This window comes from Streptomyces sp. NPDC048290, assembly GCF_040652095.1.
Taxonomy (GTDB): domain Bacteria; phylum Actinomycetota; class Actinomycetes; order Streptomycetales; family Streptomycetaceae; genus Streptomyces.
In genome coordinates this window covers 149,140-175,601 of sequence record NZ_JBEZLM010000007.1, presented here as the reverse complement: position 1 = coordinate 175,601, position 26,462 = coordinate 149,140, and the positions used below count along the sequence as shown (strand labels likewise).

Annotated in this window: 26 protein-coding genes; 10 read left to right on the top strand and 16 right to left on the bottom strand. The window is 71.1% G+C overall.

The genetic code is table 11. From position 1 onward, the window contains the following. Positions 1 to 3 precede the first annotated feature (3 nt). The 7 genes from AB0D49_RS14390 to AB0D49_RS14360 form a co-directional block, all read right to left on the bottom strand. Complete coding sequence (locus AB0D49_RS14390; RefSeq protein ID WP_362756903.1) at positions 4 to 1,221, bottom strand: sigma-70 family RNA polymerase sigma factor; 1,218 nt, start codon at positions 1,219 to 1,221, stop codon at positions 4 to 6. 68 nt (positions 1,222 to 1,289) lie between these two features. Next, positions 1,290 to 1,703, bottom strand: coding sequence for a YciI family protein (locus AB0D49_RS14385; RefSeq protein WP_362756249.1), 414 nt, complete (start codon positions 1,701 to 1,703; stop codon positions 1,290 to 1,292). A 221-nt stretch (positions 1,704 to 1,924) separates the two neighbouring features. Beyond that, positions 1,925 to 2,155 carry a hypothetical protein gene (locus tag AB0D49_RS14380; RefSeq protein WP_362756245.1) on the bottom strand — a complete coding sequence of 77 codons (231 nt, stop codon included), beginning with the start codon at positions 2,153 to 2,155 and terminating at the stop codon, positions 1,925 to 1,927. A 45-nt stretch (positions 2,156 to 2,200) separates the two neighbouring features. Continuing rightward, positions 2,201 to 2,785: a dihydrofolate reductase family protein gene (locus AB0D49_RS14375; protein ID WP_362756242.1), complete on the bottom strand. Its 585-nt coding sequence runs from the start codon at positions 2,783 to 2,785 to the stop codon at positions 2,201 to 2,203. 186 nt (positions 2,786 to 2,971) lie between these two features. Beyond that, the gene (locus AB0D49_RS14370; protein ID WP_362756239.1) at positions 2,972 to 3,592 is read right to left on the bottom strand and encodes a GNAT family N-acetyltransferase; all 621 of its coding nucleotides are present in this window, start codon (positions 3,590 to 3,592) and stop codon (positions 2,972 to 2,974) included. Between the two features lie 255 nt (positions 3,593 to 3,847). Further along, complete coding sequence (locus tag AB0D49_RS14365; RefSeq protein WP_362756236.1) at positions 3,848 to 4,948, bottom strand: family 2 encapsulin nanocompartment cargo protein polyprenyl transferase; 1,101 nt, start codon at positions 4,946 to 4,948, stop codon at positions 3,848 to 3,850. Between the two features lie 106 nt (positions 4,949 to 5,054). Then, a complete protein-coding gene (locus AB0D49_RS14360; protein WP_362756232.1) occupies positions 5,055 to 6,461 on the bottom strand; it encodes a family 2B encapsulin nanocompartment shell protein in 1,407 nt (468 codons plus the stop codon). 331 nt (positions 6,462 to 6,792) lie between these two features. On the opposite strand from AB0D49_RS14360, the gene AB0D49_RS14355 reads away from it, so the two are divergent. Both AB0D49_RS14355 and AB0D49_RS14350 read left to right on the top strand, forming a co-directional pair. After that, the gene (locus AB0D49_RS14355) at positions 6,793 to 7,383 is read left to right on the top strand and encodes an N-acetylmuramoyl-L-alanine amidase (protein WP_362756229.1); all 591 of its coding nucleotides are present in this window, start codon (positions 6,793 to 6,795) and stop codon (positions 7,381 to 7,383) included. 49 nt (positions 7,384 to 7,432) lie between these two features. Further along, on the top strand, positions 7,433 to 8,416 hold the full coding sequence (locus AB0D49_RS14350) for a pyridoxal-phosphate dependent enzyme (protein WP_362756226.1): 984 nt from the start codon (positions 7,433 to 7,435) through the stop codon (positions 8,414 to 8,416). Between the two features lie 44 nt (positions 8,417 to 8,460). Here the strand turns inward: AB0D49_RS14350 and AB0D49_RS14345 are convergent, their stop codons facing one another. Continuing rightward, on the bottom strand, positions 8,461 to 10,059 hold the full coding sequence (locus tag AB0D49_RS14345) for a Na+/H+ antiporter (RefSeq protein WP_362756223.1): 1,599 nt from the start codon (positions 10,057 to 10,059) through the stop codon (positions 8,461 to 8,463). A 62-nt stretch (positions 10,060 to 10,121) separates the two neighbouring features. On the opposite strand from AB0D49_RS14345, the gene AB0D49_RS14340 reads away from it, so the two are divergent. The 3 genes from AB0D49_RS14340 to AB0D49_RS14330 all read left to right on the top strand — a co-directional run bounded on the left by AB0D49_RS14340 (position 10,122) and on the right by AB0D49_RS14330 (position 12,256). Further along, the gene (locus AB0D49_RS14340) at positions 10,122 to 10,382 is read left to right on the top strand and encodes a UBP-type zinc finger domain-containing protein (RefSeq protein WP_362756220.1); all 261 of its coding nucleotides are present in this window, start codon (positions 10,122 to 10,124) and stop codon (positions 10,380 to 10,382) included. A gap of 315 nt (positions 10,383 to 10,697) precedes the next feature. Next, complete coding sequence (locus AB0D49_RS14335) at positions 10,698 to 11,111, top strand: anti-sigma factor (RefSeq protein ID WP_006136266.1); 414 nt, start codon at positions 10,698 to 10,700, stop codon at positions 11,109 to 11,111. Next, positions 11,108 to 12,256: an RNA polymerase sigma factor SigF gene (locus AB0D49_RS14330; RefSeq protein ID WP_362756216.1), complete on the top strand. Its 1,149-nt coding sequence runs from the start codon at positions 11,108 to 11,110 to the stop codon at positions 12,254 to 12,256. Before AB0D49_RS14335 ends, AB0D49_RS14330 begins: the two co-directional genes overlap by 4 nt. 116 nt (positions 12,257 to 12,372) lie before the next feature. Here the strand turns inward: AB0D49_RS14330 and AB0D49_RS14325 are convergent, their stop codons facing one another. Further along, positions 12,373 to 12,831: a hypothetical protein gene (locus AB0D49_RS14325; protein WP_362756212.1), complete on the bottom strand. Its 459-nt coding sequence runs from the start codon at positions 12,829 to 12,831 to the stop codon at positions 12,373 to 12,375. Positions 12,832 to 12,980: 149 nt separating this feature from the next. Here AB0D49_RS14325 and AB0D49_RS14320 point away from each other — a divergent pair, with 149 nt between their 5' ends. After that, on the top strand, positions 12,981 to 13,949 hold the full coding sequence (locus tag AB0D49_RS14320; RefSeq protein WP_362756209.1) for a diacylglycerol kinase family protein: 969 nt from the start codon (positions 12,981 to 12,983) through the stop codon (positions 13,947 to 13,949). A gap of 322 nt (positions 13,950 to 14,271) precedes the next feature. Beyond that, complete coding sequence (locus AB0D49_RS14315) at positions 14,272 to 14,529, top strand: WhiB family transcriptional regulator (protein ID WP_003992873.1); 258 nt, start codon at positions 14,272 to 14,274, stop codon at positions 14,527 to 14,529. 340 nt (positions 14,530 to 14,869) lie between these two features. Here the strand turns inward: AB0D49_RS14315 and AB0D49_RS14310 are convergent, their stop codons facing one another. Further along, positions 14,870 to 16,336, bottom strand: coding sequence for a PAS domain-containing sensor histidine kinase (locus AB0D49_RS14310; RefSeq protein ID WP_362756900.1), 1,467 nt, complete (start codon positions 16,334 to 16,336; stop codon positions 14,870 to 14,872). Positions 16,337 to 16,986: 650 nt separating this feature from the next. After that, entirely contained in the window at positions 16,987 to 17,682 is a 696-nt protein-coding gene (locus AB0D49_RS14305) for a TetR/AcrR family transcriptional regulator (RefSeq protein WP_362756206.1), read from the bottom strand. Positions 17,683 to 17,782: 100 nt separating this feature from the next. On the opposite strand from AB0D49_RS14305, the gene AB0D49_RS14300 reads away from it, so the two are divergent. Continuing rightward, entirely contained in the window at positions 17,783 to 17,923 is a 141-nt protein-coding gene (locus AB0D49_RS14300) for a hypothetical protein (RefSeq protein ID WP_362756203.1), read from the top strand. A gap of 24 nt (positions 17,924 to 17,947) precedes the next feature. On the opposite strand, the gene AB0D49_RS14295 is transcribed toward AB0D49_RS14300, so the two are convergent. Continuing rightward, entirely contained in the window at positions 17,948 to 19,021 is a 1,074-nt protein-coding gene (locus tag AB0D49_RS14295) for an SIS domain-containing protein (protein ID WP_362756200.1), read from the bottom strand. A gap of 320 nt (positions 19,022 to 19,341) precedes the next feature. Between AB0D49_RS14295 and nagB the strand changes: the two genes are divergently transcribed. Next, entirely contained in the window at positions 19,342 to 20,127 is a 786-nt protein-coding gene (gene nagB / locus AB0D49_RS14290) for a glucosamine-6-phosphate deaminase (protein ID WP_362756197.1), read from the top strand. A 213-nt stretch (positions 20,128 to 20,340) separates the two neighbouring features. On the opposite strand, the gene AB0D49_RS14285 is transcribed toward nagB, so the two are convergent. The 4 genes from AB0D49_RS14285 to AB0D49_RS14270 form a co-directional block, all read right to left on the bottom strand. Further along, a complete protein-coding gene (locus tag AB0D49_RS14285; RefSeq protein WP_362756194.1) occupies positions 20,341 to 21,849 on the bottom strand; it encodes a glycoside hydrolase family 3 protein in 1,509 nt (502 codons plus the stop codon). A gap of 9 nt (positions 21,850 to 21,858) precedes the next feature. Beyond that, positions 21,859 to 22,689 carry a carbohydrate ABC transporter permease gene (locus AB0D49_RS14280; RefSeq protein ID WP_362756191.1) on the bottom strand — a complete coding sequence of 277 codons (831 nt, stop codon included), beginning with the start codon at positions 22,687 to 22,689 and terminating at the stop codon, positions 21,859 to 21,861. Then, positions 22,686 to 23,660, bottom strand: a complete 975-nt coding sequence (locus AB0D49_RS14275) for a sugar ABC transporter permease (protein WP_362756188.1) — start codon at positions 23,658 to 23,660, stop codon at positions 22,686 to 22,688. Before AB0D49_RS14275 ends, AB0D49_RS14280 begins: the two co-directional genes overlap by 4 nt. A gap of 97 nt (positions 23,661 to 23,757) precedes the next feature. Continuing rightward, positions 23,758 to 25,044: an extracellular solute-binding protein gene (locus AB0D49_RS14270; protein ID WP_362756185.1), complete on the bottom strand. Its 1,287-nt coding sequence runs from the start codon at positions 25,042 to 25,044 to the stop codon at positions 23,758 to 23,760. A gap of 456 nt (positions 25,045 to 25,500) precedes the next feature. Between AB0D49_RS14270 and AB0D49_RS14265 the strand changes: the two genes are divergently transcribed. After that, the gene (locus AB0D49_RS14265; protein WP_362756182.1) at positions 25,501 to 26,265 is read left to right on the top strand and encodes a GntR family transcriptional regulator; all 765 of its coding nucleotides are present in this window, start codon (positions 25,501 to 25,503) and stop codon (positions 26,263 to 26,265) included. Positions 26,266 to 26,462 lie beyond the last annotated feature (197 nt).

Here is a 26,462-nt window from a genome sequence, read left to right as displayed (position 1 = left end):
CGCCTACTCCCCCACCAACCTCGCCGCCCTCCCCCGCAGATACCTCCGCTCAGGCACGCTCAGCGTCCGCGCCGCAGCCGCCTCGTACGCGGCGCGAGCCGCCCCGTACTCGCCCGCCCGCTCCAGCAGATGACCGCGCACCGCGTCCGTCCGGTGGCCCAGGTCGGAGCCGTCGAGCGCGTCCACGGCGGCCAGCCCGGCCCGTGGACCGTCGACCATCGCGACGGCGACCGCGCGGTTCAGCCGCTCGACCGGTCCCGGCACCATCCGGACCAGGATGTCGTAGAGGCCGAGGATCTCCGTCCAGTCGGTGGCCCCGGCGGACGGGGCCTCGTCGTGGACGGCGGCGATGGCCGCCCGCAGTTGGTACGGCCCCGGACGGCCGCGCCGCAGCGCCCCGGTGATCAGGGCCACGCCCTCGTCGATCGCGGCCTTGTCCCAGCGCGCCCGGTCCTGTTCGTCCATCGGCACCAGATCGCCGTCGGGCCCGGTGCGCGCGTCCCGGCGGGCGTCGGTGAGCAGCATCAGCGCCAGCAGCCCGGCCACCTCGGTGTCGTCCGGGAGCAGCCGCTGCGCGGTACGGGTCAGCCGGATCGCCTCCCCGGCCAGCTCACGCCGCTGGAGGCGGGGCCCGGACGTCGCCGTGTAGCCCTCGTTGAAGATCAGGTAGAGGGTGTGCAGGACGGCGGGCAGCCGGGCGGGCCAGTCGTCGGGGCGGGCGAAGCCGACCCCGCGTACCTTCCGCTTGGCCCGGCTGATCCTCTGGGCCATGGTCGCCTCGGGGACGAGACAGGCCCGCGCGATCTCGGCGGTGGTGAGTCCGCCGACCGCCCGCAGGGTGAGCGCGAGCTGCGCGGACGGGGACAGCCGGGGGTGGCAGCACAGGAACAGCAGGCTGAGGGTGTCGTCCTCGCGCGGCTGCCGCTCGGCGCCCGGCGGCGGCGCGGTGAACGCGTCACGGGGCGCGAGTTCGACGACCCGTTCCTCCCGGCGGCGCCGCGCCTCCTCGCTGCGCAGCGCGTCCGTCAGCCGCCGTGCCGCCACCTTGATCAACCAGCCCCGTGGATTCTCCGGGACCCCGCGCTCCGGCCACTGCCCGGCCGCCGCGATCAACGCCTCCTGTACGGCGTCCTCGGCGGCGTCGAAGTGCCCGTACCGGCGCACCAGCGCCCCGAGGACGGTCGGGACCAGGTCCCGCGCCTCCCGCAGGGCGTCCGGCACCCGGTCGCCGTCCCGCCGCTCCTCGTCGCCGTCCCGCACGACCGGCCGTTCCCCGCCGTCCGGCCCGCTCAGATGTCCCCTGCGCCGTCCAGGATCTGCCGGATCTCCACCGGGTAGACCGGTGCCCCGGCGGGCTGCGGGCAGCCGGCGATCCGCGCGGCGATCTCGGTGACCCGCTCCAGACCGGCGCACTCCAGCACCCAGTACCCGGCCAGCATCTCCTTGGTCTCGCTGTACGGGCCGTCGGTGACGATCGGCTCGCCGTCCGCGCCGAGGGTGACATGGCGGATCTGCGCCGGGGCGGCCAGGCCCTGGCCGTCGATCAGCTCACCGCTCTCGGAGAGGTCGTCGTTGACCGCGCTCATGAAGGCGTACATCGCCTGGAGGTCCTTCTCGTCCCAGGCCGGGGAGGCGGCGGACGCCTTGCCGGCCATGGCGTCGTAGTCGATCTGCGCGCCCTGAATCATGACCAGGTACTTCATCGCCGTGCTCCTTCGACTCGGCCGCCCCCTGCGGGCGACGCTCACCCGGGACGTCGGAGCCGATCCGGGTTCCTCGACAGGCGACCTGGAAACTTCCCGAGGAATGTCCGGCGGGCCGCCCGGGAGGGGTCCCCGGGGAGGGCTTCCCAGGGAGGGCTTCCCAAGGGGCTTCCCAGGGGGCTTCCTGGGCGGGGCTTCCGGGGGGCTTCCCAGGGGGGCGCTCAGGCCGTCGGACCAGGCGCGTGCTCGTCGGCGGTCACGTCCTTCTCCGCCCCCGGCTGTTCCTCCTCCGGTTCCCTCGCCCCCGCAGGGGCCACATACGCCGCGCAGGCACGGTTCCGGCAGGGTCCCGCGACCCAGGTCGGCACCCACGCGCCCAGCGTCTTGTGGCGCCAGATCACCGTCTCCACCGGCTGTCCGCAGACCGGACAGACCCGCTCATCGCTGTCCATGCCCTCAGCGTAGGGCGGTGCCCCGCCCTCCGCCGCTCCACCGGCTCACCGCTTCCGGCCGTACGTCCGCACCACCGCCCCATTCCCGAAGGCGCGCACCGACTCCAGGGCGAACGCGGTGATGTCGAAGCCCCTGGCGAACATCGGCATACCCGAGCCGTAGACCAGCGGGTAGGACTTGATGACGAGTTCGTCGATCTCGTCGAAGAGCGCGCCCGCGAGCTGGGCGCCGCCGCACAGATAGATACCGAGGCCGCCGTCCTCCGCCTTCAGCTCCCGCACCTTCCCGACGACGTCCGAGGCGACGATCTCGACGTCCGGGTCGGGGGACTCGCCCAGCGTGGTGGAGGCGACGTACTGCCGCATATGGGCGTAGGGGCTGGTGACGCCCTCCTTCAGGGCGAGGTCGTAGCTGGCCCGGCCCTGGATGACCGTGTCGAACCGCTTGTTCTCCAGGTGGTCGGTGCCGGTGGCCCGGCGGCCGTGGGTGGGCAGCGTCTCGGGGTACTCGGCGGCGAGGTAACCGAAGAACTCCTCGTCCACCAGCGAGACCATCGCCGTCGCGTCGCCCTGCGGATCACCGATGAATCCGTCCAGGGAGCAGGCGATGAAATAGGTGAGCTTGCGCAAACTTGCCTCTTCTCAAGGGAGACGACCGGGAGCGCGGCGGAATCGCCCGCCCCGATGACGACTCCATTTGTAGTACTCCACCTGTAGTGGTTGCAAGTCTTTTAGCGACCCGGGAAGCACCCACCAGCGACCCGCCCGTGAGTCCGCTCGTGAGTCTGCCCCCGGTTCCGTCAGGGATTTCGCAGGTCAGAGCCCGTTCGACTGGCGCCACATCGGCCACATCGTCGGGCCGCCCTCCGGCAGCTCCAGCGGCGTGCCGTACGGCGCGAAGCCCAGCCGCGCGTACAGATCACGGCTGCGCGCGTTGCTCGCCTCCAGGTAGACGGCCGTACCGTCCCGGTCGCAGCGGTCCAGCACGGGACCCATCAGCGCGCTGCCGAGCCCCTCGCCCTGCCGCTGCGGGGCGACGCCGATCAGCCAGAGGTATTCGTGCGCCCGGTCCCCGGGGTGGATGGCGGCGGTCAGCCGGGCTATCTCCTCGACCCGCGGATTCCCGGGGTCCACGGCCTCCCGCAGCAGTACGGCGTCGTCCTCGTCCTGCCCGGAGCCGGGTTCATGCCCGGCGTCCCCCGCCGCTCCCGGCACCGACAGCCACAGCGCGCACGCCGTACCGTCCTCCAGCACATCGATCCGGCCCTCGGCCAGCACGATGTCGGTGAAAGCGCCCATCAGCCGGTGGTGGGCGCGCGCGAACGCGTCGCCGGGAAAGACCCAGTTGCTCACCGGGTCGTCCTGGAAAGCCGAGTCCAGAAGCCGGACGACCTGCTCCCGGTCGCCCTCCCCCGCCGTCCGGATCGCCACGCCCATGGTCCCGCCTCCACGTCAACCGCTGTTGTCTCTTTGGCGGTTGAAGACTAGCGGGACGCGTGGAACGGCGGACCCCGCACAGCGTGGGCTGTGCGGGGCCCGCCGGACCGGAACACCGGGACCGGAACCAGGACCCGCCCCGGAGCTGCCGCGGACTCCGGGGCCGGTGCGCCGCCTGGACGGCACCTATCTCTCGCCGTCCAGGCGGCGCCCTCCTTTCCGTGTCCCCCGGCGCCCCGTCCCGCCGCCGCTCGGCTAGCTGCTGCGGCGGGTCACGAACTCGGCCAGCGCGAGCAGACCGTCCGCCAGCGCGGGGTCCGGGATCGCGCGGGCCAGCTGGTCCATCGCGCGGGCCATCCGGTCGGCGGCCTGGCTCTGCGCCCAGTCCCGGCCTCCGGCCCGTTCGATGGCGAGCACCGTGCGCTCCAGGTCGCCCTGGTCGTACGGCGCCCCGTACAGCGCCGCCAGTTCGGCCGCCCCGGGCGTGCCCGAGGTGAGCGCGGCGACCACCGGCAGGGACTTCTTGCGGGCGGCCAGATCCGCGCCGGCCGGTTTGCCGGTGCGGCCCGGGTCGCCCCAGATGCCGATGACGTCGTCGATCAGCTGGAAGGCGAGCCCGGCGGCCCGCCCGAACGCGTCCAGCGCGTCGACGGCCTCGTCGTCCGCCCCCGCGTACAGCGCGCCGACCGCGCACGCGCAGCCGATCAGGGCGCCCGTCTTGGCCTCCGCCATGGTGAGCACCTCGTCGAGGGTGACCTCGTCGGGTGCCCGGCTCTCCATGGCGGTGTCGGCGTGCTGGCCCTCGCACAGCTCGATGACGCAGGCGGCGATCCGGGCGGCGGCGCGCGGGGCCGCCGGATGCGGGTCCCGCGCGAGCATCATCTGGGCCAGCGCCTGGAGGGCGTCGCCGACCAGGATCGCGTCGGCGGTGCCGAACACGGTCCAGGCGGTGGGCCGGTGGCGCCTGGTGACGTCCCGGTCCATCACATCGTCGTGCAGCAGGGTGAAGTTGTGCACCAGCTCCACCGCCGCCGCGGCGCGTACCGCGGCGGCCCGTGCCGCGCCGCCGCCGAGGGCTTCGGCGGCGGTGAGGACCAGGGCCGGACGGATCGCCTTGCCCGCGCTGCCGTCCGCCGGGGTCCCGTCCGGGTTCTCCCAGCCGAAGTGGTAGCGGGCGACGCGCCGCATCTGCGCGGGGAGCAGGGCGAACGCGGACCGCAGTTCGGGGTCGACGGACTCCCGGGCGCGGTCCAGTATCAGCGCCGCCTCCCGCCCGTCGTCCGCGTGGACGGCCACGGCGCCCTCCTGTACCTCGCCGCTGGGCCGTTCCGCGTCCGGCGTCAGGGACTCGGCCATCGGCGCCCCCTCGAAAGGCCCGGTGACGGGGTCGCCCCGCCCCGTCGCGCGTCGAGGGGATGTCCCCACCCGGCAGGGCGGGGACACGGCGACGGTGCGGGACGGGTCACTGCCAGCGGCCGATCTCGACGTTCTCCAGCACGCCGAGCGCGTCCGGGACCAGCACGGCCGCCGAGTAGTAGGCGGTCACGAGGTACTTGATGATGGCCTGTTCGTTGATGCCCATGAACCGCACCGAAAGGCTCGGCTCGATCTCGTCCGGCAGTCCGGACTGGCGCAGCCCGATGACGCCCTGGTCCTGCTCGCCGGTACGCATGGCGATGATCGAGGTGGTCCGGGCCTCGGTGACCGGGATCTTGTTGCACGGGTAGATCGGCACACCGCGCCAGGTCGGGATGCGGTTGCCGCCGACGTCCAGGCTCTCCGGGACCAGTCCGCGCCGGTTCAGCTCACGGCCGAACGCGGCGATGGCGCGGGGGTGGGCGAGGAACAGCTTGGTGCCGCGGCGGCGGCTGAGCAGCTCGTCCATGTCGTCGGGGCTGGGGACGCCGTCGTGCGGCTGGATGCGCTGCTCGTACTCGCAGTTGTTGAGGAGCCCGAACTCGCGGTTGTTGATCAGCTCGTGCTCCTGGCGCTCCTTGAGCGCCTCGACCGTGAGCCGCAACTGCTGCTCGGTCTGGTTCATGGGCTGGTTGTAGAGGTCGGCCACCCGGGAGTGGACCCGCAGCACGGTCTGGGCGACGCTCAGTTCGTACTCGCGCGGCCGGGCCTCGTAGTCGACGAAGGTGTGCGGGATGTCGGGCTCGCCGGAGTGGCCGGCCGCGACGTCGATCTCCTTCTCGCCGTACTTGTTGGTGCGCTGCGCGGGGACGGCCCGCAGCCCGTCGAGGTGCCCGCGCAACGTTTCCGCACGTTCCGCGACCTGCTGGAAGTCGTCCCGGGAGAGCACGAGCACCGTGCACGCGGTGCCCGCGCGGACGGTGTACTCCCAGATGGCGTCCGGGTCCAGCAGTGCCTGGTCCCCGAAGTAGGCGCCGTCGGCGAGGACCCCGAGCACGGCGTCGTCGCCGTAGGGCCCGGTGCCGACCTTCTCGACCCGGCCGTGCGCGAGCAGGTACACCTCGTTCGTCGGGTTGCCGAAGGACGCGATCACCTCCCCCGCGGCGATCTCCCGCTGGGCGCACCGGCGCGCCAGCTCGGTCAGCACCTCGTCGTCCTCGTACGACCGCAGGGCGGGCAGTTCGCCCAGCTCGGCGGGGATGACCTCGACCCGGTCACCGGTCTTCACAAAGGTGACGCGCCCGTCGCCGACCGCGTACGTCAGCCGCCGGTTCACCCGGTACGTGCCGCCCTGCACATCCACCCACGGCAGCGTCCGCAGCAGCCAGCGCGAGCTGATCTCCTGCATCTGCGGCACGGACTTGGTCGTGGTGGCCAGGTTCCGCGCTGCCGCCGTCCCCAGACTCTGCTGCGGCGTGCCCTGCTCCGTGCGGACCTCTTCGCCTACCGACATATGGAACTGCCCTCCCGGTCATGCCCGGACAGCACTCCGCCGCCGGGCACCGAACTCCGCGGGACAGATTTCCATCACCGGCGTGCCGGTGCTATTACCCGAAAGAGCGGGAATGGATCACCGCGCGCCGGGGCACATGTGAGGCTCCCGGCTCATGACCGAGCCCGCGGAATGCGCCGTTCCAGCGTCACCCCGTAGCGGAATGGACCTGTCCGAATCCGCTCGCACGCTGTACGAATCGATGATTTCGGCCGCAATGCGTTCGGTACAAGCAGCGGTACGAGACGGCCGCGACCGGCGGTCGGCGCTCAGGTGTGCGAAGGAGGCGGTCATGGCCCCACCCATGTCCGCGAACACATTTCTGAATACGCTCCGCGAGGAAGGGCTGAAGGTCGTCGAGGTCGGCGACTGGCGCCACCACAACCGCAACAGCAAGGGCCCCTGGGGGCCGGTGCACGGGGTGATGATCCACCACACCGTCACCAAGGGCAGCGCCCAGACCGTACAGATCTGCCGGGACGGCTATGCCTCCCTGCCCGGCCCGCTCTGCCACGGGGTCATCACCAAGGACGGCACGGTCCACCTCGTCGGCTACGGCCGCGCCAATCACGCGGGGCTCGGCGACGGCGATGTCCTGAACGCGGTGATCGCCGAGAAGGCGCTGCCACCGGACAACGAGGCGAACACCGACGGCAACACCCACTTCTACGGCTTCGAGTGCGAGAACCTCGGCGACGGCAAGGACCCCTGGCCCGCCGCCCAGCTCGACGCCATCGCGCGGGCGGCGGCGGCCGTCTGCCGGGTGCACGGCTGGAACCAGCGCTCGGTGATCGGCCACCTGGAGTGGCAGCCCGGGAAGATCGACCCGAAGGGCTTCACCATGGCCTCGATGCGCACCCGGGTCGAGGAGCGGCTGAAGTAGCCGCCCCCGACCTCGCCGCAGGCGCGGCGGCGTGACCGACAATGGGCTGATGACCAGCCCCGACGCCGTCGCCGCGCTGCGCCCCCGGCTGCCCTCGCCGCTGGTGGAGGCGGCCGATCCGCGCTTCGCCCGCCGGGGTGTGCGGCTGCTGCTCAAGCGGGACGACCTGATCCACCCGCGGCTGATCGGCAACAAGTGGCGCAAGCTCGCCCCGAACCTCGCCGCCGCCGCGGGCCGTACGGTGCTGACCTTCGGCGGCGCCTACTCCAACCATCTGCGCGCCACCGCCGCCGCGGGCCGTCTCCTGGGTCTGCCGACGGTCGGTGTGGTCCGCGGCGACGAACTGGCCGGTGGCCCGCTCAACCCGTCCCTGGCCCGCTGTGCCGCCGACGGCATGAGGCTGCACTTCATCGACAGATCGATGTATCGCCGCAAGGCGGAGCCCGCGACCCGCGCGGCGATCCTCCGCGCGGCGGGCGCCGAGGACGCCTTCGTGATCCCCGAGGGCGGCAGCGACGAGCGGGCGGTACGCGGCTGTGTGGCGCTCGGCGAGGAACTGCGGGGCACGGCGGACGTGGTGGCCGTCGCCTGCGGCACCGGCGGCACCCTGGCGGGACTGGCCGCGGGTCTGGCCCCGGACCAGCGCGCTCTGGGCGTGCCGGTGCTCAAGGGCGGCTTCCTCGCCGACGAGGTCCGTGCCCTCCAGACCGCCGCGTTCGGCGGACCGCGCGGTGCCTGGTCCCTGGCCGACGGCTTCCATTGCGGCGGTTACGCGCGGGTGCCGAGGGAGCTGGAGGCGTTCGCATACGACTTCGAACAGCGCCACGGACTCGCCGTGGAACGTCTGTATGTCGCCAAGTTGCTCCATGCCCTTGTCGCCCTCACCGAGGCGGGCGCCTTCCCGCGCGGGACCCGTCTCACGGCGGTCGTCACCGGGGCGCCCTTCACGCCGGGCGCGCGGGAGCCGGAGGACACGCCGGAGCGGGACAGGCCGGGGCGGGACACGCCCGGACCGCCCCGCGCGGGGCACTGACCCCACGCGAAGGACGGACATACGGCGGGCGTACATGACCGGCCTCAGTCGGACGTCTCCCGGTAGGCGGCCGCCTCCTCCAGGTCCAGTCGGCGCAGCAGGGTGCGCAGCATCTCGTCGTCGATGTAGCGCAGGTCCCGCAGCCGGACGAAGACCTCCCGCTCGGCGCCGATCATCTCGCGGGAGAGCCGCCGGTAGGTGTCGTCGACGCTCTCGCCGGTGACCGGGTTGGGCTGGCCGAGCCGCTCCCACACGGAGTTCTGGCGGCGTTCCAGGACCGTGCGCAGCCGGTCGGCGAGGGGGCCGGGCAGGGCGTTGCGCTCGTCCTGGAGGAGGTCGTCCAGCCGCTGTTCGGCGGCCCGGGACGCCTGGGCCTGGGCGTTGGCCTCGACCAGGGTCTCGGCCTGGGCGTCCTTGCCGGGCAGCCGCAGGACACGGATCAGCGGCGGCAGGGTCAGTCCCTGGAGGACGAGGGTGCCGATGACGGTGGTGAAGGTCAGGAACAGGATCAGGTTGCGGCCGGGGAAGGGCTCGTTGTCGTCCAGGGTGACCGGGATGGAGAAGGCGATGGCCAGCGAGACCACCCCGCGCATTCCGGCCCAGGAGATGACGAAGGCGCCCTTCCAGGTCGGGTTCTCCTCGCGTTTGCGCACCCGCGCGGACAGCATCCGCGGCAGGAACGCCGCCGGATAGACCCAGATGAACCGCGAGGCGACCACCACCAGGAAGACGGCGACGGCGTACCAGGCGGCTTCCAGCCCCTCGTACGCGCCGAGGCCGCGCAGCACCACCGGGAGCTGGAGGCCGATGAGGGCGAAGACCGCCGACTCCAGGACGAAGGCGACCATGCGCCACACGGCGTCCTCCTGGAGCCGGGTGGCGAAATCGACCTCCCACGCGCGGTGGCCCAGATAGAGCGCCACGACCACGACCGCGAGCACTCCGGAGGCGTGCACCTGCTCGGCGACCCCGTACGCGACGAACGGGATGAGCAGGGAGAGCGTGTTCTGGAGCAGGGCCTCCTTGAGATGCGTGCGCAACCAGTGCAGCGGGAACATGAGCAGGACCCCGATACCGATGCCGCCGACCGCGGCGATCACGAATTCGCCGATCCCGCCGGCCCAGCTCGCGCCCTCCCCGACGGCCGCCGCGACGGCGACCCGGTAGGCGGTGATCGCGGTGGCGTCGTTCACCAGGGACTCGCCCTGGAGGATGGTGGTGATCCTGGACGGCAGTCCCACGCGGCGGGCGACCGCGGTGGCGGCGACGGCGTCCGGCGGTGCCACCACCGCGCCCAGCACCAGCGCCGCGGTCAGCGGCAGCCCCGGCACCAGCAGATAGGCCGCGTAGCCGACGGTGACGGTCGCGAACAGCACATAGCCGACCGACAGCAGGGCGACGGGACGCAGTTGCGCGCGCAGGTCGAGATAGGAGCTGTCGGTGGCGGCGGTGTGCAGCAGCGGGGGCAGCAGCAGCGGCAGCACGATGTGCGGGTCGAGGGCGTACTCGGGGACGCCGGGCACATAGGACACCGCCAGACCCGCCGTGACCAGCAGCAGCGGCGCGGGCACCGGGGTGCGCCGCCCGGCCGCGGCGACCGCGGCGCTGCCCGCCACCAGCAACAGCAGCGGCATCACGTCCATGCGCCATCCCCGCCCTTCGTTGTGCGCGCGGTCTCCCGCACACCCGTCGTAATCTGGCAATCATGAAACAGTGCACGCACGTGGACGCGCTGCCGCACCCGGAACCGGACCCGCTCAGCGAGACCTGTCTGGAGTGTCTCGCCGACGGCACGAACCCGGTGCAGTTGCGGCTCTGCCTCTCCTGCGGCCACGTCGGCTGCTGCGACTCCTCGCCGCACCGCCACGCGACCGAGCACCACAAGGAGTCGGGTCACCCGGTGATGATGACGTTCGAGCCCGGCGAGGACTGGCGCTGGTGCTTCGTCGATCATGTCCTGGTGTGACTCCTGAGACGATCCCCGGGTGTCGTCCCGGCGTCCGAAAGCGATCGGATGTGATCCACGACAGGTCCGGTTCGGGGACGGTTCGACCCTCTGACGTCTGGGTACGTCAATGCGGCGCGCGCTCTTCCCATTTGGGCCCGCCACACCCCTAGCCACGGAGCGTATCCGTGTGTTTACTATGAGTGACAGCAAGGGGTTGGGGTCCCGGGGACAGGACTGTTGAGAGCGCGATAGCGTCACCGCTGAACGACACATCGCGTTACCCCGGGGGGCGACCCTCGGCCCCGAACAGCTTGTACCACCTTGGAGGTGAGGGTGTCCCAGATCGCAGGCGAGCCCGCGACCCAGGACTTCGTGGAAGTCCGGCTGCCGGCCGCGGGTGCCTACCTGTCGGTGCTGCGGACGGCCACGGCCGGCCTCGCGGCCCGTTTGGACTTCACCCTGGACGAGATCGAGGACCTGCGGATCGCGGTGGACGAGGCATGCGCGATCCTGCTCCAGCAGGCCGTGCCGGGCTCCGTGCTCAGCTGCGTGTTCCGACTGGTCGACGACTCACTGGAGGTCACCGTCTCGGCGCCGACCACGGACGGTCACGCCCCCTCGCGGGACACCTTCGCCTGGACCGTGCTGTCCGCCCTGGCGGGCAAGGTCTCCTCAGCCGTGGACGAGGACCGGACCGTCTCGATCAGCCTGTACAAACAGCGCGGCGCGGGACCCGGGCCGGCGTGAAGGACGGGGACGGGCCGGTGCGGGACGATGAGCGCGGCACACGGGAGCTGGCCGCCGAGGGCGCCACGGGGGCCCCGGGCGGCCCCCGCCCCATGGCGGACGGCATCGACGCCATCCCCGAGCAGGCCCGGCCGCACCCGGAGGACGTGTCCGGTGACACCGGACCGGCCGGTCCCCCCGGCGGGGGACGGACGAATCAGGAAGGTGCCGCGCGGAGCACGTCTCCGCGGCGGAGCGGGGTGTCCCCCGTCCGGGCTGACGCGCGGGCTCGGGGAAGGGCAACGGGCGGGACGATGAGCGAGCACGAGCGGAACTCCGGACAGGCGGCGCCGACCGCGCCGACCGCGCAGAGCACACAGCACGGCACACAGCACAGCTCACAGCACGACCCTCAGGACCGCAGCGGGGCGCGTGCGATGTTCCTGGAGCTGCGCAAGCTGAAGGAGGGCAGCGCGGAGTACGCGGAGCTGCGCAATCGGCTGGTGCGGATGCATCTGCCGCTTGTCGAGCACCTCGCGCGCCGGTTCCGCAACCGCGGCGAGCCGCTGGACGACCTGACCCAGGTCGCCACGATCGGGCTGATCAAGTCGGTCGACCGCTTCGACCCGGAGCGCGGCGTGGAGTTCTCGACGTACGCCACACCGACCGTGGTCGGCGAGATCAAGCGGCACTTCCGGGACAAGGGCTGGGCGGTCCGGGTCCCCCGCCGCCTCCAGGAGCTGCGCCTCGCCCTGACCACGGCCACGGCCGAGCTGTCCCAGTTGCACGGGCGCTCCCCCACGGTCCATGAACTGGCCGAGAAGCTGGCGATCTCCGAGGAGGAGGTCCTGGAGGGCCTGGAGTCGGCGAACGCGTACTCCACGCTGTCCCTGGACGTCCCCGACACGGACGACGAGTCCCCGGCGGTCGCCGACACCCTGGGCGCGGAGGACGAGGCGCTGGAGGGCGTCGAGTACCGCGAGTCCCTCAAGCCGCTGCTGGAGGATCTCCCGCCGCGCGAGAAGCGCATCCTGCTGCTGCGGTTCTTCGGGAACATGACCCAGTCGCAGATCGCGCAGGAGGTCGGCATCTCGCAGATGCATGTCTCCCGGCTGCTGGCCCGCACACTGGCCCAGTTGAGGGAGAAGCTCCTCGTGGAGGAGTGAGGCCCGCACGGACAGGACGGGGTCCGCGATCCCAGGCACGGGTCCAGGCACGGGTCCGGGTGCGAGTGCGGGCCCTGGTCTTGGTCCCGGCCCGAAGGGGTCCCCGCCCGGGAGGGTTACTTCCGCTCCGCCTCGTCCGCCACCGGGCCCGCGCCCGGTCCCCGGATGTTCAGCGCGCGGGTCGTCTCCTGGTTCACCAGGAGCAGCAGCGCCAGCACCGCCGTCACCCCGAGCGCGATCCCGGCCGGGATGGCGGCGCTGTCGGTCTGGAGCAGGTTGTAGGCGACGGGCAGCGCGATGATCTGGGTGATGACGGCCGGGCCCCGGCTCCAGCCCCGCCGGCCCAGCAGACCGCGGGCGGCGAGCAGCGGCAGCAGCGCGAGGACGATGAGGGTGACCCCGCCGGTGACGGCCTGCTGCCGGTCGTCCGGGTGGCCGGTGAGTCCGAGGACGAGGATCCAGGCGCCGCCGACGAGCAGCGCGAGCCCCTCCAGACCGGTCAGGGCCGCCGCGTAGGTCAGCCGCCGCGGACGGGGTCCGGTGGGTTCCGGGGTGGGATTCTGGTCACTGCTCACACCGGCAGGGTAGCCGCCGGGACGTACGGCGACCGGTGCGGCCCCTGGGCGGCGGCTCCCGGCGGGCGTACCGGGTCCGGGTCCCGGTGGCCCGTTCCGATCCCCCGCGCACTGGGACCGAGTACCACCCAGTAGGTACGCTGCAACCCATGCGTGCACTTCTCGTGGTCAATCCGGCGGCAACCACCACCAGTGCGCGCACGCGCGATGTGCTGATCCACGCGCTCGCCAGCGAGATGAAGCTGGAGGCGGTCACCACCGAGTACCGCGGCCACGCCCGGGACCTGGGACGCCAGGCGGCGGAGAGCGGCAACATCGACCTGGTGGTGGCGCTCGGCGGCGACGGCACGGTCAACGAGGTGGTCAACGGGCTGCTGCACTCGGGCCCCGACCCGGAGCGGCTGCCCGGTCTCGCGGTGGTGCCCGGTGGCTCCACCAATGTCTTCGCCCGCGCCCTGGATCTGCCCAACCACCCCGTCGAGGCGACCGGCGCGCTGCTGAACGCGCTGCGCGAGGGCAGTGAGCGCACGGTCGGTCTCGGACTGACCTCCGGCACTCCCGGCACCGAGGACGAGGGGGTGCCCTCGCGCTGGTTCACCTTCAACTCCGGGCTCGGTTTCGACGCCGGGGTCGTCGGCCGGGTCGAGCAGCAGCGCGAGCGCGGCAAGAAGTCCACCCACGCGCTCTATGTCCGTCAGGTGGTCCGCCAGTTCCTGGGCGAGCCGAGCCGTCGGCATGGCTCCATCACCCTGGAGCGGGCCGGTGAAGATCCGGTGTCCGATCTGGTGGTGTGCATAGCCTCGAACACGGCCCCGTGGACCTTCCTGGGCAATCGCCCGATGTACGCGTCACCTAAGGCATCGTTCGATACCGGGCTCGACGTATTCGCTCTCAGCCGGCTGTCTACCGCCGCGGTTGCCCGATATGGCACACAGTTGCTTACTTCGTCCCCCGAGCGGGGACCGCAAGGAAAGCATGCGGTCTCACTCCACGATCTGGACCAGTTCACCTTGCATTCGAAGGTCCCACTGCCGCTTCAGATGGACGGTGACCACCTCGGGCTGCGCACCAGCGTGACGTTCACAGGCGTACGCCGTGCACTGCGTGTGATTGTGTGAGCAGAAGGGGCTAAAGTCCTTTCACTCGAACGTTTAGGCCAGGGTCCACCCCATGGAAGTACGGCTGTGACCTAGTCGACACCGAGGAATCAAAAAAAACTTTCCAGAAGGGGTTGTATCCGCCGCTGAGGTTTGCGAGTCTCTACGTGGCGATCGAGACGGCCCGCACCACCGGCCTCCACAGATCACCGGAACCCCTCTTCAAACCCACAGGACCACGCCAGGGCAACCTGACGGTCGGCCCTTCCCTTGTTGAGGGATTCGTGAAAGCGTTCACATTCACAAGCAATCAGCACGTAATACCCAAGGAGAGGTAGCAGCCATGGACTGGCGTCACAACGCCGTTTGCCGCGAGGAAGACCCCGAGCTCTTCTTCCCCATCGGCAACACCGGTCCCGCGCTGCTGCAGATCGAGGAAGCCAAGGCCGTCTGCCGTCGCTGCCCGGTTATCGAGCAGTGTCTGCAGTGGGCGCTTGAGTCCGGTCAGGACTCCGGCGTCTGGGGTGGTCTCAGCGAGGACGAGCGCCGCGCCATGAAGCGCCGCGCCGCCCGCAACCGGGCCCGTCAGGCATCCGCCTGACCTACCCGCCCCGCACAACAGCCTGAGCTTGGCGGCGCGTACAGCGAGTACGCAACTCCCGCCCCCGAGCCGCAGCGCGCAGTACCCCGATGCGCACTGGCCCCGGACCGTTCACCACGGTCCGGGGCTCTTTGCTGTGCGGGGTTCCCTTGGGTCCGCGCACTTTGGGCCCAAGTGCTTTTACGCCCAGGTGCTCTTATGCCTGGGCGCTTTTATGCCCTGGCCCTTTGGTTCCCTGGTCCTGTGATGCCCTGGTTCTGCGATGCCCGGGGGATGTCCGGGCTGTGCGAGGACGGGTGTTCGCATCCGCCTCATCCGGCGCATGTCCCTTTGTGATTGTTCACTTGTGCGCGCGGACCGGGATGTCCAGGATCACCTGGGTGCCGCGCTCGGGGGCCGGGACCATGTCGAAGGTGCCGCCCAACTCGCCCTCCACCAGTGTCCGGACGATCTGGAGGCCCAGGTTCCCTGAGGTGTGCGGATCGAAGCCGGGCGGCAGGCCCACACCGTCGTCCTGGACCGTGACCAGCAGCCGGGTCTGCTTGGTCGTACCGCCGCGCACCGCCGAGACCTCGACCGTGCCCGTCTCGCCCTCCGTGAAGCCGTGTTCCAGGGCGTTCTGGAGGACCTCGGTGAGCACCATGGCGAGCGGGGTGGCGACCTCCGCCTCCAGGATGCCGAAGCGGCCGGAGCGGCGGCCGGTGACCTTGCCGGGCGAGATCTCGGCGACCATGGCGACCACCCGGTCGGCGATCTCGTCGAACTCCACCCGCTCGTCCAGGTTCTGGGACAGCGTCTCGTGCACGATGGCGATGGAGCCGACCCGGCGGACCGCTTCCTCCAGCGCCGCGCGGCCCCGTTCGGATTCGATCCGGCGGGCCTGGAGGCGCAGCAGGGCGGCCACCGTCTGGAGGTTGTTCTTCACCCGGTGGTGGATCTCCCGGATGGTGGCGTCCTTGGTGATCAACTCGCGTTCGCGGCGGCGCAGTTCGGTGACGTCCCGGAGCAGCACCAGCGAACCGGTGCGGGTGCCCTTGGGCTTGAGCGGGATCGTACGGAACTGGATGACCCCGTCGCGGGCCTCGATCTCGAAGGCGCGCGGGGCCCAGCCGCTGGCGACCTTGGCGAGGGCCTCGTCGACCGGGCCGCGGGTGGGGGCGAGTTCGGCGGTGGTCCGGCCGAGGTGGTGGCCGACGAGGTCGGCGGCGAGGCCCATGCGGTGGTAGGCGGAGAGCGCGTTCGGGGAGGCGTACTGGACGATGCCGTCGGCGTCGACGCGGATCAGGCCGTCGCCGACGCGCGGGGAGGCGTCCATGTCGACCTGCTGGTCGGCGAACGGGAAGGCGCCGGCCGCGATCATCTGGGCGAGGTCGGAGGCGCTCTGGAGGTAGGTCAGCTCCAGTCGGCTGGGGGTGCGCACGGTGAGCAGATTGGTGTTGCGGGCGATGACCCCGAGGACCCGGGAGGCGCGTCGTACGGGGATGGACTCGACGCGGACCGGGACCTCCTCGCGCCATTCGGGGTCGCCCTCGCGGACGATCCGGCCCTCGTCGAGCGCCGCGTCCAGCATGGGGCGGCGCCCGCGCGGGACGAGATGGCCGACCATGTCGTCCTGGTAGGAGGTGGGGCCGGTGTTGGGGCGCATCTGCGCGACCGAGACATAGCGGGTGCCGTCGCGGGTGGGGACCCACAGAACGAGGTCGGCGAAGGAGAGGTCGGAGAGCAGCTGCCACTCCGAGACCAGCAGATGGAGCCACTCCAGGTCGGAGTCGTCGAGGGCGGTGTGCTGGCGGACCAGCTCGTTCATGGAGGGCACGCTGTGAGCGTACCTGGGGGTCTGAGAGGCCCCCGCATGTCCGGCCCTGCGCCAAGGGGTCATGTGCGGCCCCTTGGGGCGGTCTCGGGGCGGGAGGGGATTCGGGAGGGGGCTGCGGAGGGGCTCGACGGGGCCGTGCGCGGCCCGGAAGACACCCGCGGGCCGCGGCGCCTGGGAGGGACCCTCAACCCTCCCGGCACCGCAGCCCGGAGCAACAACGGCCGTGGGGTGTGCGGTCCCGGTCGGCCGATGGATGAGGACCCGGGGCAGTCAGGGCAGAGAGCACCGGTTCCTCGGTCCGCCCTCCTGTGCGGGGAGGACGGAGGCTTGTGTGCAGTTGGCGTCGCCGCGCGGGGCGCGACGGTCTGTACCGCTGGTGGTACGACTGCTGGTCTCGCTGGTGGTACGGCCCCGGAGACGACCGCTGGTACGGCTGCCGGGACGACCGGTGGTCCGATCGTTGGCCCGATCGACGGTCTGGTCGGTGGCGCCGCCGGCCGGGCGACCGGCCGGGTCACCGCCGCGCGGGGTTCCCTCCGTACAGCATTGTGGACTAGACCACTCCGCGTGTCCATGAGTCGGGGGCGGTGAATTGTTGGAGGCTGTTGGCTGTTGACGCCTCGCAGCCTAACCCGCGGAGGTCAGCCGCGGGGCCAGTTGGTCATGGCGATTTCGGCCAGTGCCTCCAGTTCCACCCGGCTCGCGCCGTCGCGGGCCTGCTGGGACATGCCCTGGATCATGGCTCCGGCGAACCGCGCGAGCGCGGCCGCGTCGGTGTCCGCGGGCAGTTCACCGGCGGCGATCCCGGCGGCGACCCGGCTGCGGATCGCCGCGATGTCGGCATGGCGCCGGTCTCTGAGGGACGCCTCGACCTCGGGCGTGGTGCAGTTGGTGGCGGCGTGGACGTAGAGAGAGCCGCGTGGATGGCCGGGTTCGGTGTAGACGGCGGCGGACTCCCTGAGCAGTCGCTCCACGGCGGCACGGGCGGTGGGCTCCTCGGCGAGGGCGACGGCGCCGAACGACCCGTACCGCTTGTCGTACTCGACGACGACCTCGTCGAACAGGGCGCGTTTGTCGCCGAACGCGGCGTAGAGGCTGGGGGCTCCGATGCCCATCTCGCGGGTGAGGTCGGAGACGGAGGTGGCCTCGTACCCATGGGCCCAGAACGCCATGAGGGCCTTTTCGAGGGCGCCCGCCCGGTCGAAGGAGCGGGGGCGGCCCCGGCGGCGGGGTGGGGCGGGGGGCGCGGATGGTGGCCGCGAGGGGGTCTGTGGCGCCCGCGCCGAGGGGGTCTCCGTGTCGGAGGGGGTTGCGGAGGGGGGTTCGACGCTCGCCATGACTTTATTCTATAGCGGGTACTAGAGAAATGTCGGCGGGGTGGTGTACGGTTTTTCTGTAGCGACCGCTAGATATTTTCGGCTGAAGGGGGCTGCGGGGATGGGGATCGGGGTGGGGGCAGGTGTGCTCGGGGGCAGGGCGGCGCTGGTGACGGACGCCGCGCTCCCGGCCGTCGCCGCGACCCACATGGCCAAGGGCGCGGGGCAGCATGTGGACGCGACGGGGGGAGGGCGCTGCTGAGGTTCTAGGGGGCGGGGTGCGGGGTCAGCGGGTCTCCGTGACCTTGGCGAGGGCGCGGGGGGCGTCGGGGTCCTGGCCGCGGGCGATGGTGACCTCGTAGGCGAGGAGTTGGAGGGGGATGATCTCCAGCACGGGCTGGACCTCCTCGGCGACCCCCGCGGTGGGCAGGACGAATCCGGCGGAGGCGTCCCGCACCCGGTCGGCGGGCCCGATGACCACGAGGTCGGCGCCCCGGCCGCGCAGCCGGTCCAGGACGGGCTGGAGCGCTTCGCCGCCCTTGCCGTCGGTGACGACCGCGATGACCGGGGAGACGTTGTCGACCATCGCGAGCGGGCCGTGCAGCAGATCGGCGCCGGAGTAGGAGAGGGCGGGGATGTAGCTGGTCTCCATCAGCTTGAGGGCGGCTTCCTTGGCGGTGGGGTAGCCGTAGCCGCGGGAGGTGATGACCATGCGCTCGGCGAAGCGGTAGCGGGCGGCGAGGGCGCGGATCTCGTCCTGGCGGGCGAGGAGCCCCGCGGCGAGGTCGGGGAGGACGGCGGCGGGGGCGCCGTCGCCGCCGCCCAGGTGCTCGACGAGGAGGTACAGGGAGAGGAGGGAGGCGGTGTAGGTCTTGGTCGCGGGCAGCGCGCGCTCGGGGCCGGCCAGGATGTCGATGTGGTACTCGGAGACGGCGGCCAGCGGTGAGTCCGGGTTGTTGGTCACCGCCAGGGTGATGGCACCGGCCTCGCGGGCGGCGCGGGTCGAGGCCACGAGGTCGGGCGAGCCGCCGGACTGGCTGACGGTGACGACGAGGACATCGGTGAGGTCGGGACGGGCGCCGTACGCGGTGGTGGTCGACATGGAGGTCAGACCGCAGGGCAGGCCGAGGCGGATCTCCAGCAGGTACTTGGCGTAGAGGGCCGCGTTGTCGGAGGTGCCGCGGGCGGTCAGCAGGACGAAGCGGGGCTTGCGGGCGGCGATCTCCTGGGCGACCCGCCGGATCTCCGGGATGCCGTCGGTGAGGATGCGGCGCAGCACGGCGGGCTGCTCGGCCATCTCACGGGCCATGATCCGGCCGGGGGCATCGCCGTGGGGCTCCGGGGTGGTGGCGGCGGTCATGCGGGTTCCTCCGGGGGCGGGGCGGCTGGGCGTGCGCCTTCCTCGTTCTGCGCCGCGCGGGCTCACTGGTTCGCGGGGCGCGAGGGCGCGGGGCTCACGAGTTCCATGGTGCGGGTGTGGGCTCCGCCGGCTCGCGGGACGCGAGGGCGCGGGGCTCACGGTGGCGTCATGGTGCCATGCGCCGGTCGCGCGCAGGCGCACGCTGACCTGGGACGGCGGGCCGATTCCTGATAGATTGGTCTAAACCACACGACCCGAATTCGGATTCTCCGCGTCTTCCTTCGAGTTCCTTCTCCCTTCTTCAGAACGGCAGGCCCAGCGTGGAAGTTGTCATCGTTCCGGACGCCGCGGCGGGCGGCGAGCTGATCGCCGAGGCCATGGCCCAGTTGCTGCGCGGCAAGCCGGACGCCCTGCTCGGGGTGGCCACCGGTTCGACGCCGCTGCCCATCTACCAGGCGCTGGCGGCGAAGGTGCGGGCCGGGGTCGTGGACACCTCGCGGGCGCGGATAGCGCAGCTCGACGAATACGTGGGGCTGCCCGCCGAGCATCCCGAGTCGTACCGGTCGGTGGTGCGGCGCGAGGTGCTGGAGCCGCTGGGGATCGGGACGGACGCGTTCATGGGGCCGGACGGCACGGCCGAGGACATCCCGGGGGCGTGCGAGGCGTACGACCGGGCGCTGGGGGCGGCCGGCGGGGTCGATCTCCAGCTTCTGGGGATCGGCACGGACGGGCACATCGGCTTCAACGAGCCCTGCTCGTCGCTGGTGTCCCGGACGCGGATCAAGACCTTGACGGAGCAGACGCGGGTGGACAACGCGCGGTTCTTCGACGGAGACATCGACCAGGTCCCCCACCACGTCATCACCCAGGGGATCGGGACGATCCTGGAGGCACGCCATCTGGTGCTGCTGGCCACGGGCGAGGGCAAGGCGGACGCGGTGGCGGCGACGGTGGAGGGGCCGGTGGCGGCGGTGTGCCCGGCGTCGGCACTGCAACTGCACGCGCGGGCGACGGTGGTGGTGGACGAGGCGGCGGCGTCGAAGCTGAAGCTCTCCGAGTACTTCCGGCACGCGTTCTCCAACAAGCCGGAGTGGCAGGGTATTTAGGTAGAACGGAGAGTGCCGGTCACCCTGGGGGGAGCCAGGAGTGACCGGCACTGTTTTGTGCGGGCAGGTCTGAGAGCCGTGCGCGGTTCCTCCCCCGGAGGGGGTACCCCCAGCGCCCCTGAAGGCACAGGGCGCTGGAGGTCCCCCCTCCGGCGGAGGAACTGCGCGACCAGCCACAGCACACCCGCACCCGGCAACGCACCCACCGCCCCCCTACTCCCCCGCCAACACCTCCGCCGCCGCGCGCCCGCTCACCCTCGACGCGCCGTAGGTCGCCACATGCAGCGCTCCCCGGGGCGGGGCCTGGGGGACGCCCATCTCGATCACCGTGGTGTCGGGGCGGGCGGCCAGGAGGGCCGTCACCGCGTCGGACATCCAGTCGTGCCGGTGCTCGTCGCGGACCACGGCGACCACCGGGCGCCCGCCCGCCGCCGCGAGGATCTCCGCCGTGAGGGTCTCCGCCGCCGCGCCGGGGCCGGAGTACGTGCCCGACTCGGTGCCCGGGAGGAGTTCCGCGAGGTCCGCCACCGGTCCCCACGGGGTCTCGTCCCCGACGGCGATATTGGCGACCGGCGAGAACACCGCCACGTAAGGCGCCGACGTCAGCGGGGAGAAACCTTCCGCCGCCGTCACCCGCAGGGCCCGCCGCGCCGCCGTCAGGCCGATGTCACGGGGGACGGAAGCCGTCCCCGGCGCAACGCCCCGCGCGGGGTCCCGGGTCCAGCGCGCCAGCCCCCGCACCCGCTCCGCCGCGTCCGCGAGGCGTTCCTCCGGGAGGTCGCCGGAGCGGACCGCGGCGACGATGGCGTCCCGCAGCCGTCGTACCGTCTCGTCGTCGGCGAGGCCGCCGCCCACGCAGATGGCGTCGGCGCCCGCGGCGAGCGCGAGGACGCTGCCGCGTTCGATGCCGTAGGTGGCGGAGATGGCCTGCATCTCCATGCCGTCGGTGACGATCAGGCCGTCATGGCCGAGTTCGCGGCGGAGCAGTCCGGTCAGGATGCCGGATGACAGCGTTGCCGGGCGGTCCGGGTCGAGCGCGGGGACCAGGATGTGCGCGCTCATCACGGCGAGGCTGCCCGCCGCGATGCCCGCCCGGAAGGGGGCGAGATCGCGGGCGGCGAGCACGTCCGCGTCCACGTCGATACGGGGCATCGCGTGGTGGGAGTCGACGGCGGTGTCGCCATGGCCCGGGAAGTGCTTGACGCAGGCCGCGACGCCCGCGGCCTGGAGGCCCTGGACGTACGCGGCGGTGTGCCGGGCGACCAGGGCGGGGTCGGCGCCGAAGGAGCGGACCCCGATGACCGGGTTGTCGGCGTTGGAGTTGACGTCCGCGGACGGGGCCCAGTTGAAGTTGACCCCGCACTCGGCGAGCCGGCGGCCGAGTTCGTAGGCCACGTCCCGGGTGAGGTCGGTGTCGTCCACCGCGCCGAGGGCGTGGTTGCCCGGGAAGGAGGAGCCGGTGCGGACCTCCAGGCGGGTGACGTCGCCGCCCTCCTCGTCGATGGCGACGAGGACGTCGTCGCGCTCGGCGCGCAGCTGGGCGGTGAGCGCGGTCAGCTGCTCGGGGGTGGCGATGTTGCGGCCGAACAGGCCCACCGAGGCGAGGCCCTCGCCGAGGCGGCGGAGCAGCCAGTCGGGGGCGGTGGTGCCGGGGAAGCCCGGCTGGAGAACGGTGAGCGCGTCACGCGTGAGCGTGTCGGTCTCGCTGGCGATGGTCGTCATCGGATGGCGTTATCCCTTCACGGCGCCCGCGGTGAGGCCGCCGACGACCTTGCGCTGGAGGAAGAGGAAGAGGATGAGGATGGGGATCGCGAACAGCGTGGACGCGGCCATGGTGGCGCCCCAGTCGTTGCCGAAGACGCTCTGGAAGCTGCTCAGCCACAGCGGCAGGGTCTGCGCGTGGGCTTCCTTGTTGATGACCAGGACGAGCGGGTACTCGTTCCAGGCGGTGATGAAGCCGAACATCGAGGTGGCCATCAGACCGGGGGCGAGCAGCGGGAAGATGACCTTGCGGAACGCCTGGCCGCGGGTGCAGCCGTCGACCATGGCGGACTCCTCCAGCTCCTTGGGCACCGCGGCGACGAAGCCGCGCAGCGTCAGGATGGTGAAGGGCAGGATCATCATCGTGTAGAAGAGCGTCAGCGGGACCAGGCTGTTCAGCATCGACGCGTCGCGCACGATCATGTAGATGGCGATGATCATGACTTCCCAGGGCGCCATCTGGGCCATCATGAAGCCGACGATGAAGCCGCGGCGGCCCTTGAACCGCATCCGGGCCAGGGCGAAGGACGCGGCGAGCGCGATCAGCAGCGAGAAGGAGACCGCGAGGCCGGTGACGATGAACGAGTTCGCGACGAACGTCCAGAAGTTGTCCGCCGAGACCGCGGTCGAGAAGTGGTCGAGGGTGAAGTCGGTCGGGAACCAGACCGGGTCCTCGGAGATGATGTCACCGGTCGGCTTGAACGCGGTGGAGAACATCCAGTACACCGGGAAGACAAAGCCGATGAAGAGGACGATCGCGGTGACATTGGGCCAGACACGGCCGAAGAGCGAGCGCTTCACAGCTCCTCCTCCTCTTGCTTGAGCACGAGCCGCAGGTAGTACGCGGTGATTCCGAGCAGGATCAGGATGGTCAGTACGGCGATCGCGGCGCCCATGCCGTAGTGCTGGTTGCCGACGCCCTCGACGTACGCGTACACGGGCAGGATCTCGGTGAGGCGGTCGGGGCCGCCGCCGTTGAAGGTGAAGACCTGCACGAACGCCTTGAAGACCCAGATGACCTCAAGGAACGTGGTGGCGTAGAGGAACGGCGACAGGAACGGCATGGTGACCGTCCTAAAGCTGCGCCAGGCGCCCGCCCCGTCCAGGGCCGCGGCCTCGTACAGCTCGCCGGGGATGGTGGTGGTGGCCGCGTAGAGGTTGAGCGCGACGAACGGGATGGACATCCAGACGATCAGCACGGTGACGACGAAGAAGGTCGACATCTGGCTGCTGGTCCAGCTGTAGTCGGCCATGGAGTGCCAGCCGAGTTTGTCCAGCACCCAGTTGACGACACCGAACCGCTGGGCGAACAGCCACTGATAGACGGTGGTGGCGGCGACCACGGGCATCGCCCAGGTCAGCACCAGGCCGATCATCAGGGCGATCCGCATCTTCTTGCCCAGCCGGGCGAGCAGCAGACCGATGAGGGCGCCGAGCACCATGATCAGGGCGACATTGACCGCCGTGAACAGGATCGAGCGAAGGGTGACCCGCCAGAAGTCCTCTCCGGTGAGGGTCTCCTTGTAGTTGTCGAGGCCGTTCCACTCGGTGACGCGCTGGATGAGCTGCGCCATGTTGAGGTTCTGGAAGGACAGCAGGACGTCCTTCAGCAGCGGCCAGCCCAGCAGCAGCACAGTGGCCACGACGGCGGGCAGGAGCAGCAGGTACGGCAGGAAGGCGCCCGCGCGCCTCGGTGGTGTGCCGGGGCGGTCGGCCTGCGTCTTACGGATCGGCACCTGATCCGAGGGCGGCCGTTCGGTCTGCACGGTCATGCTCGCGATCTCTCTTCTCGACCTACGTACGTTCGCCGGGGCGGAGACGGTCCGAGGACCGCCCCCGCCCCGGCTTGAGCGCGGAGCGCCGGTGCGACTACTCCTGCGACAGACGCTTGTTGAACTCGCCCTCGACCTGGGCGGCGGCCTGGGCCGGGGTCTTCCCGTTCAGCACAGCGGTCAGGTAGGTCTTGATCGGGTTGGGCGCGTTCTCGACCGCGGCCCACTCGGCGATCAGCGGCGTGGTGCCACCGCCCGCGGCGGCCGGCGCGGCGGCCTCGGCCGCGGCGTTGCCCGCCAGGTTGGACTGGAGCGACTCCTTGTTCGGGATGACGCCGTTGGCCTTGGCGAGCTTGCCCTCGAACTCGTCCGAGAGAATGATCTTCATGAACTCCTTGGCCAGGTCCTGCTTCTGGCTGCCCGCCGCGACGGCGAGGTTGGAGCCGCCGAGGAAGACGCCCTCGGGCTTGTCCGCGGTCGGACCCGGGATGGTGAAGTAGCCGATCTGCTCCTCGATCGCGGCGTTGGCCTCGATCGCGATGCCGGCCTCCCAGCCCATGCCGATGAAGGCGCCGACGTTGCCCTCGGCGAACACCTCACCCTGCTGCGGGGTGGCCTCGTCCTTGTCCTTGGGGGCCTTGGACAGGGCCTGGAACTTCTTGTACGTCTCCGCGGCGGCGGCCACCTCGGGCGAGTCGAGGTTGGAGACCCACTTGTCGCCGTCCTGCTTGACCAGCTCGCCGCCCTCGCCGACCACCAGGCCGACGAAGTGGTACCAGTTCTGGCCGGGCAGGTAGATCGGCTCGGCGTCGGTCTTCTCGCCGATGGTCTCCAGGTTGGCGTAGAACTCGTCGCGGGTCTTCGGGGTGGTGGTGATCCCCGCGTCCGCCCAGACCTTCTTGTTGTAGAGGACGACACGGTTGGCGAAGTACCACGGAGCCGCGTACTGCTTGCCGTCGAAGACGGAGGAGTTGTTGAGCGCCTCGGTCCAGTCGGCGCCGATCTCGGTCTTGAGGTCGGCCAGGTCCGCGAGGCCGCCGGTCTTGGCGTAGGCGGGGGTCTGGGTGTTGCCGATCTCGAAGACGTCCGGCGGGTTCTCCTCGGAGAGGGCGGTGGTCAGCTTCTGCTGAATACCGTTCCACTGCTGGACCTCGAACTTGACCGTGGCCTTCGTCTCCTTCTCGAAGGCGGCGGCGACCTCTGCCTGCCAGTCGTCGGGGGACGAGCCGTCCATCACCCAGACCGTCAGTTCCTGACCCGCGTAGTCGCCCGCGGCCGCACTCTCGCCGCCGCTGCCCCCGTCGCCGCCGTCGTCGCCCCCGCACGCCGCGATGGAAACCATCATCGCCGCGACACCGATCGCGGATATCAGCTTGCGCTTCACGCCACCCTCCTCAGGGATGCCACAAACCCCCCTGCCTCCCCGCGGTGCTCGTCGAAACGCCGTGCGTACCGTCAATGGGGCCGGGACCTGGACCAATGGTGTAGACCAGTACGGGGAGCTTGGCTCAGACCAATTGGCCTGTCAAGGGTGCTCATAGGCCCTCCCGGTGTCCGTGATGACACCGAGATATGCAGGGAACTTTCATTGCGCAAGCCACGTATCGGACGTACCACTGCGGGTGTCCCGACGGGCGTACCACCCGCGTGATCCTGCCGTGATGGACTAGACCAACGGGGGTCACGAAGGTATACAGAGGAGATCACGGACGTGCGGCGGACCATCTGGGGGCGATCGGGCCAACCGGGAGTGGCCACGCGCAGACAAAGCCGTGCCACGATGTGAGCCGCGTCCGGCGGGTGCCGGTCGCTTCGGCATCCGGAGCCGGGAAGGCAGAGCATGACCACCGACGTCAGCAGTGCGGAGAACGAGGGTGGGGCGACCGTCCGTACCGCGCGCGTGCCCAAGTACTACCGTCTGAAGAAGCATCTGCTCGACATGACGGAGACGCAGACTCCCGGCACCCCCGTGCCGCCCGAGCGCACCCTCGCCGCCGAGTTCGACACCTCGCGCACCACGGTCCGCCAGGCGCTCCAGGAACTGGTGGTCGAGGGGCGGCTCGAGCGCATCCAGGGCAAGGGCACCTTCGTCGCCAAACCGAAGGTGTCCCAGGCACTCCAGCTCACCTCGTACACCGAGGACATGCGCGCCCAAGGGCTGGAACCCACCTCCCAGTTGCTGGACATCGGCTACATCACCGCCGACGACCGGCTCGCGGTACTGCTGGACATCACGCCCGGCGGCCGGGTGCTGCGCATCGAGCGGCTGCGCATGGCCAACGGTGAGCCGATGGCCATCGAGACCACGCACCTCTCCGCCAAGCGCTTCCCCGCGCTGCGCCGCAGCCTCGTCAAGTACACCTCCCTCTACACCGCCCTCGCCGAGGTGTACGACGTCCATCTCGCCGAGGCCGAGGAGACCATCGAGACCTCGCTCGCCACACCGCGCGAGGCGGGGCTGCTGGGCACCGACGTGGGTCTGCCGATGCTGATGCTGTCCCGTCACTCCCTCGACCGGGACGGCAAGCCGGTGGAGTGGGTGCGGTCGGTGTACCGGGGTGACCGGTACAAGTTCGTGGCACGGCTGAAGCGACCGGAGGCGTAGCGCCGCCGGAGACATGGGACCACCGGAGACATAGGACCACCGGAGGCATAGGGCCGACCGAGTGGAACCGGTCCGTCCGGACGTACGCCCCGAGCGCCCCGCAGCGTAGGGCCGTACGTCCGCTTTACACAATCCCCTTACCCGACATGGCCGTTCACGCCGTAGCGCGGATCACACGGCTGCCGTAGCGTCCTCCC

Bases quoted from the DNA above. Each gene is read 5' to 3' on its own strand.
- AB0D49_RS14385 (WP_362756249.1), bottom strand. From the start codon at position 1,703: ATGAAGTACCTGGTCATGATTCAGGGCGCGCAGATCGACTACGACGCC.
- AB0D49_RS14380 (WP_362756245.1), bottom strand. From the start codon at position 2,155: ATGGACAGCGATGAGCGGGTCTGTCCGGTCTGCGGACAGCCGGTGGAG.
- AB0D49_RS14370 (WP_362756239.1), bottom strand. From the start codon at position 3,592: ATGGGCGTGGCGATCCGGACGGCGGGGGAGGGCGACCGGGAGCAGGTC.
- AB0D49_RS14365 (WP_362756236.1), bottom strand. From the start codon at position 4,948: ATGGCCGAGTCCCTGACGCCGGACGCGGAACGGCCCAGCGGCGAGGTA.
- AB0D49_RS14360 (WP_362756232.1), bottom strand. From the start codon at position 6,461: ATGTCGGTAGGCGAAGAGGTCCGCACGGAGCAGGGCACGCCGCAGCAG.
- AB0D49_RS14355 (WP_362756229.1), top strand. From the start codon at position 6,793: ATGGCCCCACCCATGTCCGCGAACACATTTCTGAATACGCTCCGCGAG.
- AB0D49_RS14350 (WP_362756226.1), top strand. From the start codon at position 7,433: ATGACCAGCCCCGACGCCGTCGCCGCGCTGCGCCCCCGGCTGCCCTCG.
- AB0D49_RS14345 (WP_362756223.1), bottom strand. From the start codon at position 10,059: ATGGACGTGATGCCGCTGCTGTTGCTGGTGGCGGGCAGCGCCGCGGTC.
- AB0D49_RS14340 (WP_362756220.1), top strand. From the start codon at position 10,122: ATGAAACAGTGCACGCACGTGGACGCGCTGCCGCACCCGGAACCGGAC.
- AB0D49_RS14320 (WP_362756209.1), top strand. From the start codon at position 12,981: ATGCGTGCACTTCTCGTGGTCAATCCGGCGGCAACCACCACCAGTGCG.
- AB0D49_RS14315 (WP_003992873.1), top strand. From the start codon at position 14,272: ATGGACTGGCGTCACAACGCCGTTTGCCGCGAGGAAGACCCCGAGCTC.
- AB0D49_RS14310 (WP_362756900.1), bottom strand. From the start codon at position 16,336: ATGAACGAGCTGGTCCGCCAGCACACCGCCCTCGACGACTCCGACCTG.
- AB0D49_RS14305 (WP_362756206.1), bottom strand. From the start codon at position 17,682: ATGGCGAGCGTCGAACCCCCCTCCGCAACCCCCTCCGACACGGAGACC.
- AB0D49_RS14300 (WP_362756203.1), top strand. From the start codon at position 17,783: ATGGGGATCGGGGTGGGGGCAGGTGTGCTCGGGGGCAGGGCGGCGCTG.
- AB0D49_RS14295 (WP_362756200.1), bottom strand. From the start codon at position 19,021: ATGACCGCCGCCACCACCCCGGAGCCCCACGGCGATGCCCCCGGCCGG.
- AB0D49_RS14285 (WP_362756194.1), bottom strand. From the start codon at position 21,849: ATGACGACCATCGCCAGCGAGACCGACACGCTCACGCGTGACGCGCTC.
- AB0D49_RS14275 (WP_362756188.1), bottom strand. From the start codon at position 23,660: ATGACCGTGCAGACCGAACGGCCGCCCTCGGATCAGGTGCCGATCCGT.
- AB0D49_RS14265 (WP_362756182.1), top strand. From the start codon at position 25,501: ATGACCACCGACGTCAGCAGTGCGGAGAACGAGGGTGGGGCGACCGTC.